The organism is Rhodopirellula sp. UBA1907, assembly GCF_002337565.1.
Lineage (GTDB): Bacteria > Planctomycetota > Planctomycetia > Pirellulales > Pirellulaceae > Rhodopirellula > Rhodopirellula europaea.
The window spans coordinates 1-9635 of sequence record NZ_DDGH01000088.1 but is presented as its reverse complement, the minus strand read 5'-3'; the positions used below and the strand labels follow the sequence as shown (position 1 = coordinate 9635).

Below are 9635 nucleotides of genomic sequence, written 5' to 3'. Positions count from 1 at the left end.
AATTAGCCGACGGCCGTTAGGCCCGGTTAGCACGTACTGGCTCAAGCCGCCAAGAGAACGCCGGCGAAACGCCTCGAGCAGTGCGAGCTCCACAGTGATTCGCCAGCGATGGCAATTGAAAAAGTTAAATTGACAATTGTAAATTGAAAAATGGTGGTTGTATGCAATCGACTACCGCACCAACCAAATCAGCCGCAGGCCGTTAGGCCCGGTTAGCACAAATGAAAGAGTCTTTGGCTGTGTAAGCCATCTAGCGGTCGCCACGGTTCCCAAACATAGCCCAGCCCGATACTGACCTGCTAAACGTTCGGGGTTTCCGAGCATGCTGGCTTTCGAAAGTTTCATCCCGAAGGGATTGCAGACGGTAGCCGGTGGTTTGAACGCAGTGAACACCACCGGATTCATGCTCCCGACAATCCCCGGCCCTGAAAGGGGCGAAGACTCTGGGAACCTTTCACGGTCGGCGTGAGCTTTTCATTTCCGGGGATATGCTGCGACGCAGCAACCCCCGGCCACAAAGCAAATTTCAAATTTACAATTGTCAATTGAACTTTTTCAATGCCCAAAAACAATCAACCAGCATCCACACCAAACCGATGCACTGTTGTTTCCGTCAATTTGTCACCGGGACGCAGCAGTGTGCTTTCGAAATTCGGGTGATTGCAAGCATCGGGATAGTGCTGCGTTTCCAAGCAGAACGCTTCGTGCGATTTGTGTCCGGCTGACGACGCGTTGCCGCCCAGGTGATTGGCGGTGTAAAGCTGCATGCCCGGTTGAGTCGTTTCAATCTCGAACGTTCGGCCCGATTTCGGATCCACCACGCGAGCCGCTGGTCGCAGCTTGCCAGGTTCTCCTGCGACGACGTAGCAATGGTCGTAGCCCTTGGTGGCGGGCAGTTGATCGATGCGTTTTCCGAAGGTTTCAGGATGCAAGAAATCGAATGGCGTTCCCTCGACCGACGAGGTCGTTCCAGTTGGAATCAAGTCCTCGTCGACGTCCAAGGTTTCGTTGCAGTGAAGCAGCGCGACGTGGTCATGGATGGAGCTTGCTCCGCCGTCACCAGGTGCGATGCCGGCCAAGTTCCAGTAGCTGTGGTTGGTCAAGTTCACATGGGTCGGCTTGGTCGTCGTCGCAGTGAACTCGATCGTCAATTCGCTGGCATCGTTCCAGCGGTACTCCGCGGTCACCGTCACTTCGCCGGGAAAGCCTTCGTCCCCGTCCGGGCTGACCAGACTGTACCGAACACCGATCTCCGGATTGCCATTGGCATCTTTGCCAGAGATCAGATCAGCGTCCCACCACTTGTGCGAGAAATTGACTTCCCCGCCGTGCAAGCAGTGTTTGCCATGATTGACCGTGACCTGATAGGTCTCGCCATCGATGTCGAATTTTGCCAAACCAATGCGGTTGCAGAACCGACCGATCGAGCTTCCGAAACCGGGGTGCGGATCCAAGTAGCGATCGATCGAGTCGAAAACCATGTTCACGTTGGCCAGTTTGCCGTCGCGATCCGGCACCTCGACTTCTAGTAGCGATGCTCCCCAGTTCATGACCGAAACACGGTGGCCGTGCGAATTGGTTAGCGTGGTCTTCTGGACCGGTTTCCCGTCCTTGGTTTGGCCAAATGGAGTCGTGACGAGGCTCATAAATCGCTGCAAAAGGTGAAAGGAAACGGATCTCAATCGCGAATTCGCGGGCTCTGTAGACTGTCATTTTCGCGAGCCTTACGCAAGGTGCGAATCGATTGGCCCGGACTTGGTTTGCTATGGCATCGCGATTGGTCGGGCCGGGTGGATTGCGAATTGCAAAATGAACAATGCAAATTGAGAGATTGCGATCCAGAAGAAAACCTCACCCGTGGCCCTGAGTCTCTGAGCCACTTTCCATTCTTCCTAATGCTTCGGTCGCAGCTTCCACGCGATCATGCAGGATGCCACCGCGATGATCAGCAAGCTACATGCGAAATAGCCGAACACCAAGTTGGGTTCACCCAGGTAAGGCTGGTCGCCTCGCATCAACAGCGAGTCCATCGGCAACGAAAACAATGCGGAGAATGGGCTGGCCACTCCCGCCCATTCGATCCACTGCTGAACGGTCGATGACAATCCGAGCGTCGACGCCAACACGCGGGCTCCCGGAGGAACGACGTACAACACGATCAACGCCACATACGTGGTCATCAACGCCATCGAAGTTCGTTCCTGATACAGCGACGCGGTCATCGCGATGATGGCGTTGACGACGCTGACCACAACCGGAATCGCGAACATGCCGACGATCAAAAACCAACTGGAATAGAAGTCGGTGTTCAGCCCCACGCCCAGCAGCATCGGCCAAACCAGAAAGCTTGTCAGGACAAATGCAACTCGAAAACCGACAACGAACTTGCCCCAGAAAATCTTCCAAGGCGACAACGTGGTCGTCATCAGCAAATCCAGCGTCTGCCGTTCACGTTCGCTGGTCATCGTTCCGGCGAGGAACACCGGTCCGACCAGCATGTTGAACACGATCACATACACCGCGAACCACGGTGCGTGAGGCGTTTGCCAAAACAACAACGCACCCATCAACGGAATCGCGAGCAAAATGCTGATCTGAATCACCAGCCTCAGCATCAACGTGCCCTGACTGAAGATCTCGCCATGGATCTCCTTGTCATAAACCGGATTGGCACCATCGGCCATCAACGTCTCGCGTCGCGGCGGAGCAAACAAACGGTCCGGGAATTGATCGGGCTGGATCACCAAACCGACCGCTTCGGCGGCCTCTTGTTCAAGGTCAACAACCTCCTTGCCTTCGCTACCCACGTCTGGCGGATACAACATTCGAGAAGCCGCCGCGGCGCACATCAACGTGACGGCCGCCAAAGCAAACGCAGGCACTACCAGCACGACAACCTTCAATCGGAGTAAACCGTCACCGGCGAGTGTTTGCCACATCAAGACACCGCCGATCACGAGCGGCAAGATCAGCAGATAGCTGACAACCAGTGAGTTACTGGTTCGCGAAAAATAGCTGCTGCAGAAAACGCCGATGGCACCGAACAGGATCACCGATACGAACAGTCCCAGATACGCTGCCGCGACCTCGTAAACGCTGACTCCACCAAGAGGCAAAAACAGCACGATGATCGGCAAAGACGCGACGATCAGCAAAGCCAAGTGAGTGAGCGCGGCGACTAATTTGCCCAGCACAATTGCACCGGGTTTGAGCGGACTGGCGAGCAACATCTCATACGTCTGTCGCTCCTTCTCGCCCGAAATCGTCCCGGCGGCAAAGCTGGGAGCCATCAACGATGCGATCACATACTGGCCAAGAAAAAACAAATCGACCAAGCGACGGGCCGACGGCGGATCTTGACTCAGATTCAACCGCTCATCACTCGGCCAAGCGACCAAAGTCACCGCGGCCAACACCAACTGATACACCAACAACAAAATGAACGACCGGTTCGTTCGCAGGTTGACCAGCAACTCGCGTTGCAGCACCGGATTGTTGCGAAACGCCGCGACGGGATTGAACCGCAACGTGTTCACGACCGAAGCGATCATTGACTGCAGCCACGCTGAGACCGGATTGGCAACGGTTCCATCTGCGTTTGCGACGGAAGACAGCGGCGGGTCAGCGATCGGCTTGTTCAATGCAGTTCTCGTTGAGTGACAATCGACGAGGCACCGTTCGATAAGGGACGATCCCCTTTTCGGACAAAGCCTAAACAGTGAGCGGGAAAGAAACGCGAGTTGCCACGAGGGCAATGCCACAAATCATGTGGCCAAATCAGAGACGTGTCTTGGATGCTTCACCCGCTTGTTCGCAAACAAATCGGGGGACGGCAAAACCGGGCAGACGCGATTCTAACTGACTGATCAGCGCGCGACCACATTCCTGGTCGACTTCGAAGTGGGCCGCCCCGCGAACTCGATCCAATTGATGCAAGTAATACGGCATCACTCGCAAATCAATCAGCCGTCGGCACAACGATTCCAGCACATCCACATCGTCGTTCACGCCTCGCAACAAGACCGCTTGGTTCAAAACCGGAACACCGGCGTCGACCAAACGCATCAACGCCGCACCGGTCTCCGCGTCCAATTCCGCCGGATGGTTGCAATGAACGACGACCCAAGACGTTAAACGCGAAGCTCGCATTCTTTCGATCCAAGCGTTCGTCACTCGAGACGGAATGACGATCGGCATTCGAGTGTGCCATCGCAAGCGACGCACATGCGGGATCGATTCGATTCGCTGCATCAATTCGGCAACCGAATTATCGGTCAACGTCAGCGGATCGCCACCGCTGAGCAAGACTTCTTCGACCGAATCGTTCTCTCGCAGATACTTCAGTGCCAAGTCCAGGTGATCACCACGACTGCTGTTGTCGCTGTACGGAAATTCGCGACGGAAACAATATCGACAGTGGATGCCGCAGGCGCCGGTGGTAATCGCGAGGGCTCGACCGTGGTACTTGTGCAGTAACCCTGGCGCGACGGCGGCGTGCAGATCGCCCACCGGATCGCTGCTGAATCCTTCGGGCGATTCCGCTTCCTCGGGCAATGGCAGGACTTGCCGAAGCAGCGGATCGTTCGGGTCGCCCGGCTTCATCCGAGCAGCAAACTCCAGCGGCACGAAAACCGGAAAACCGTGATCTTCGCCGGCGGAACCATTCGGATCGTCAACGGGCGAGGCCAAATTCAGATGCTTGCGCAGCTCACCCGCCGAGCGGATGGCACGTTTCATCGAGCCCCGCCAATTCGCTGTTTCGCCTTGTGCTTTGCTTTGCAAGGACTCTCGATTCAACTCTTCACGATTTTGGCCAAAAACATCGCCGGAACCTTGGTTTCTGGGCGGTTCCCCCACCGGGACAAACTCCGTTTTGGCCGTTAAACTGCCCGCACGAACGTTTCCTTCCAGGACTCGGTTCACTGATTTTTATCCGTTTGGCTTTTCCGATTGATAGTGGAGCCCACCGTGGCAACGTACAACACCAGCGATTTTCGCAAAGGACTGAAGGTTCAAATCGACGGCGAACCTTATTTGATAACCGAAATGAACTTCGTCAAACCCGGCAAGGGCAACGCGATGTACAAGTGCAAGATGAAAAACTTGATTCGCGGCACCACGCTGGACCGGACGTACAAAGGCGGTGACTCGTTGGAAGCTGCCGACGTGGAAACAACCACGGTGCAATTTTTGTATCGCCAAGGCCAAGACTACGTGTTCATGGACGGCACCACGTTCGAACAATACGAAGTACCAAACGAAGTCGCTGGCGACATCTGGAAGTACCTCAAGGACGGCACCGAGTGCTCGATGACGTTGTACAACGGCGCGGCAATCATCGTCGAACCGCCTCAACACGTTCAGTTGGAAGTCACCGAGTGTGGGCCTGGTACCAAGGGCGACACGGCGACCAACGTTACCAAGCCAGCGATGGTGGAAACGGGAGCTGAGTTCAACGTTCCTGGTTTCATCAAGGAAGGCAACATCATCAAAATCAACACGCTCAACAACGAGTACGTCGAACGCGTCAACAACTGATCTCGATACGTTCGAACTCGTTGTTGCTGAGTTGGAACCGCTGTGATTCCATCGTGAATTCGGTCTAGTAAGGTCCCCATGGTCAACACGCTCTTCCTGCCCGAACTTCGCGAAATGCTGCAACTCGGTCAGGAAACCGATCTGCGGGAATTTTGCGTCACGCTGAATCCTGGGCGCACGGCCGAGTTCATGGAAGGGTTGGAAGACGCCGAAGTTTGGGCTGTGCTGCAGTACGCCGAACCCTATCGGCGTGCCGAGATTTTCGGGTACTTCGAAGAAGACCGAAAACTAAAAATGCTGACGCGAGAACCGGCCGATCAGGCCGCCGCGTTGGTCGAAGAAATTCCGCCCGATGACCGTGTCGACTTGATCCACGGGTTGCCCGCGGAAACGGTCGCAAACATCTTGCCGCTGCTGCCGGCAATCGACCGCCGTGACATCGAACGTTTGCGTTCGTATGTCGAAGGCACCGCCGGGTCGTTGATGACGACCGACGTCGCCAAGTTGGCCGAGCGTTTCACCGCTCGCGAGGCACTCGAAGAACTGGGACGCCGGGCCAGCGATCTGGAGACGATTTACTATCTGTATGTCGTCGACGACAACAACTTGTTGCGTGGCATCGTCTCGGCACGGCAATTGGTTTCAGCGATCAGCAACACGACCAAGACGCTTGGCGACTTGATGGAAACCGACGTCGTCGTCGCTCTGGTCAACGAAGACCAAGAATCAGTCGCCGAGAAAGTCGAACGGTTCAACTTGCTGGCTATTCCCGTGGTCGATTCGGGACGCCAACTGCTGGGCATCATCACGCACGATGATGTCATCGACGTTGTTCGGGAAGAGCTGACCGAAGACGCTCAACGAATCGCCGCTGTTGCGCCGCTGGAAGATGACTTCTTGCGAATCGGTTTGTTCAAACTGTCTTACAAACGTGGGATCTGGCTGACGATTTTGTTCTTTGCTGCGTTGCTCACCGCGTTTGCACTGCGAGCCTACGAAGATGAGCTGGAAGCGTTCGCTTGGCTGGTGTGGTTCATCCCGTTGATCATCAGTGCCGGCGGTAACTCCGGCAGCCAATCGGCGACCTTGGTCATCACCGCGATGACCGGCGGCGAAGTCAAAAACAGTGATCTGCCCCGAGTTCTTTCGCGAGAATTTGTGGTTTCGCTGCTCTTGGGCGGCTTTTTGGCGCTGATCGGCTTTTTGGTCGCCTTAGCGATCGCTCCGACGGCGTGGGCCGCATTGGTGATCCCATGCACATTGTTGTCGGTGATTTTCTGCGGATGCATGTGCGGTGTCACGCTGCCAATTCTGTTTAAACGGATGGGATTGGACCCTGCTTTGATGAGTAACCCCTTTGTGGCCGGAATTGTTGATATCTTAGGCATCGTGATTTACATCAACGTTGCCCGCGTTCTGCTCGGATGATTCCGCCCAACCGGTGAAACCATCCGCTCGGTGGCTCGCTTGCTTCGTTGCTTCTCACCGTCTCTCAATTCATCGAGCAACTCTTTGAAAGGACCGATCTATGTCGTCTTGGCCCATTGGTGTATTCGCTTCCATCGACGCGGGCCTGGGAGTTGCTTGGCCGGTCATTCGCGAACTCGGTTTGCCCACCATCCAGCTGCACGCCCCGCACGCTGACAACCGAACTCCCGAAGCCGCTCAGAAGTTTAAATCGCAACTCGATGAATATGGCATCCAGTGCACCGCCGTCTTCGGTGGCTTCGAAGGCGAAAGCTACGCCGACATTCCAACGGTTGTCAAAACAGTGGGGTTGGTTCCGCCGGCGACACGTCAGGCTCGCCTCAAGGAGATGATGGAGATCAGCGACTTCGCTCGCGTGTTGGGCGTCGACTGCGTTGCGTTGCACATCGGATTCGTTCCGCACGATCCGGCGGACGCGGACTACGAAGGCATCGTCGAAGTCACCCAACAACTGTGTGATCATTGTCGGTCCAACGAACAATTCTTGCACCTGGAAACCGGGCAAGAAACAGCGGACGGGTTGCTGACGTTCATCGATTCAGTCGAACGCGACAATTTGAAGATCAACTTCGATCCCGCCAATATGATCTTGTACGGATCCGGCGACCCAATCGAAGCACTTCGCAAAGTTGGATCGCACGTGCGTAGCGTCCACTGCAAAGACGGTGTGTGGAGCGACCAACCAGGCGTCACCTTCGGTCGCGAAGTCCCGCTTGGACAAGGCGACGTCGGCATGGAAACCTACCTGCAGACGCTGCGTGAAATCGGCTACGCCGGACCACTGACGATCGAACGCGAAATCCCAGAAGACCCGGCGAGACAAAAAGCAGAGATTGGCGACGCAATCAAACTGCTCACCAAGATACGCAGTGACGTGTTGGCTTAGAGCTGAGCAGAAGAAAGTGGCATAGGCTTCCAGCCTGTGATTGCGAGAAACACAGGCTGGATGCCTATTGTCCCCCTCGCAACGATTCAGCACGCAACGTTCCTCGCACTTCTGGCACGTTCAGCGACTTCCCATCCTTCGCTTTGGCGAAGCCCCACCTGTGGAAAGGCACACCCAATGAAACGCGTTTTGACTTGTCTATTTTTGATGCTCGTCTGTGCGGCGACGAGTGTTCCTGCCGAGGAACCGGAAGCGAAGAAGCAACACAATGTGTTGATGGTGGCGGTTGATGACCTCAATCATTGGTTGACGTTCATGGGGCGGAATCCTCAAGCTCAAACGCCCAACTTTGATCGGCTGGCCAAGATGGGTGTGGCGTTCACCAACGCCTACTGCGCCGTTCCCGCTTGTGAACCATCTCGATGCGCGTTGATGGGTGGGCGTCGACCTTGGACAACCGGTTGCTACAAGAACGGCGACCAGTGGAAGAAGTACCAACCCGCCGGCGATGGCATGGCGGCTCAGTTCTTGAACGCCGGATACGAGGTTTTCGGTGCGGGCAAGATTTATCATTCGATGGATTATCATGCCTCTGAATGGACCGACTACATGTCCAAGAAAGGATTGTCGTCCAATGGTCCCGGTGTTCAAAAGATGGATGGATATCACAACGACAAAGTCCATCCGAATTTGAAGGATGACGATCTGATCGACTGGCACACGACCAACTACTGCATCGATCGCCTGAATTCGGAATCTGATCAGCCTTTCTTCATCGTCTGCGGTCTCTACAAGCCTCACCTGCCTTTCGTTGCACCAAGAAAATACTACGACGCCTTTCCGCTGGAATCGATTCAGCTTCCGCCTCACCGTGAAAACGATCTGGATGATCTGCCCCCAGCCGGTCTGCGGATGGCTGGTGCAGACAAAGACCACAAGAAGTTTTTGAAATCTGGTCGTTGGAAGGCGGCCATCCAGTCTTACTTGGCGACGTGTGCCTACACCGACATGAACTTGGGGCGGTTGCTTGATGCGTATGAAAGCAGCCCGCAAAAGGACAACACGATCTTGGTTCTTTGGACCGATCACGGTTGGTCACTCGGCGAAAAACAACATTGGCGCAAGTTCGCCTTGTGGGAAGAACCGACGAGAACGCCGATGATCTGGGTCGTCCCCGGAATGACAACGCCGGGAAGTCGATGCGAACGAACCGTCGACTTGATGTCGGTCTATCCCACGCTTTGCAAATTGGCTGGGGTGCCGGTTCCTGAGCACGTGGAAGGTCACGAGATCACTTCGCTGCTCAAGGATCCAGATGCCGAGTGGAACATTCCCGCGATCACGACTCACGGTTACGAGAACCACGCTGTTCGGAGCGAGCAGTACCGCTACATCCGGTACGCGAACGGCGACGAGGAGTTGTACAACAGCCGCAACGATCCGTATGAGTACGACAACTTGGCCGGCAAACCTGAGTTGCAGATCGTCAAAGATGAGCTGGCAAAATGGTTGCCGAAAGATGCGGTGAAGCCTAAGCGATAACGGAATCGGCGTTCGTTCGGATGAAGTCGGTGGCGTGGTTGGGAAATCTTTGAGCAGCTTTCGTCTTTGGATGTCGTGTGATTTTTAAGTGCCGCTTTTCGGCAGATTTACACACGGCGTACCTCTCCCGAAACGAAGTTTTGGGGGAGGTCGAGCGACGCCGTTCAGGCGTACGTGAGGG

7 protein-coding genes are annotated in these 9635 nt (G+C 55.3%); 4 read left to right on the top strand and 3 right to left on the bottom strand.

Annotation, left to right across the window (positions count from 1 at the left end; all coding sequences use genetic code 11):
- Nucleotides 1-572: 572 nt before the first annotated feature.
- The 3 genes from B2R17_RS19310 to epmB all read right to left on the bottom strand — a co-directional run bounded on the left by B2R17_RS19310 (nucleotide 573) and on the right by epmB (nucleotide 4923).
- The gene (locus B2R17_RS19310; protein ID WP_286765259.1) at nucleotides 573-1646 is read right to left on the bottom strand and encodes an aldose epimerase family protein; all 1074 of its coding nucleotides are present in this window, start codon (nucleotides 1644-1646) and stop codon (nucleotides 573-575) included.
- Nucleotides 1647-1892: 246 nt separating this feature from the next.
- On the bottom strand, nucleotides 1893-3641 hold the full coding sequence (locus B2R17_RS19305; RefSeq protein WP_052035027.1) for an ABC transporter permease: 1749 nt from the start codon (nucleotides 3639-3641) through the stop codon (nucleotides 1893-1895).
- A 136-nt stretch (nucleotides 3642-3777) separates the two neighbouring features.
- The gene (gene epmB / locus B2R17_RS19300) at nucleotides 3778-4923 is read right to left on the bottom strand and encodes an EF-P beta-lysylation protein EpmB (RefSeq protein ID WP_286765258.1); all 1146 of its coding nucleotides are present in this window, start codon (nucleotides 4921-4923) and stop codon (nucleotides 3778-3780) included.
- 45 nt (nucleotides 4924-4968) lie between these two features.
- Between epmB and efp the strand changes: the two genes are divergently transcribed.
- From efp to B2R17_RS19280, 4 genes are all read left to right on the top strand, one after another.
- Nucleotides 4969-5538 (top strand): elongation factor P, encoded by a 570-nt coding sequence (gene efp / locus B2R17_RS19295; protein ID WP_007333924.1) that lies wholly within the window; start codon nucleotides 4969-4971, stop codon nucleotides 5536-5538.
- Between the two features lie 78 nt (nucleotides 5539-5616).
- Complete coding sequence (gene mgtE, locus B2R17_RS19290) at nucleotides 5617-6966, top strand: magnesium transporter (protein ID WP_286765257.1); 1350 nt, start codon at nucleotides 5617-5619, stop codon at nucleotides 6964-6966.
- A 100-nt stretch (nucleotides 6967-7066) separates the two neighbouring features.
- Nucleotides 7067-7912, top strand: a complete 846-nt coding sequence (locus tag B2R17_RS19285) for a sugar phosphate isomerase/epimerase family protein (protein WP_286765256.1) — start codon at nucleotides 7067-7069, stop codon at nucleotides 7910-7912.
- 177 nt (nucleotides 7913-8089) lie between these two features.
- Entirely contained in the window at nucleotides 8090-9454 is a 1365-nt protein-coding gene (locus B2R17_RS19280; protein WP_286765255.1) for a sulfatase, read from the top strand.
- Nucleotides 9455-9635: the final 181 nt, after the last annotated feature.

Coding starts and splice junctions, on each gene's coding strand:
- B2R17_RS19280 (WP_286765255.1), top strand. CDS start 8,090: ATGAAACGCGTTTTGACTTGTCTATTTTTGATGCTCGTCTGTGCGGCG.
- mgtE (WP_286765257.1), top strand. CDS start 5,617: ATGGTCAACACGCTCTTCCTGCCCGAACTTCGCGAAATGCTGCAACTC.
- B2R17_RS19285 (WP_286765256.1), top strand. CDS start 7,067: ATGTCGTCTTGGCCCATTGGTGTATTCGCTTCCATCGACGCGGGCCTG.
- B2R17_RS19310 (WP_286765259.1), bottom strand. CDS start 1,646: ATGAGCCTCGTCACGACTCCATTTGGCCAAACCAAGGACGGGAAACCG.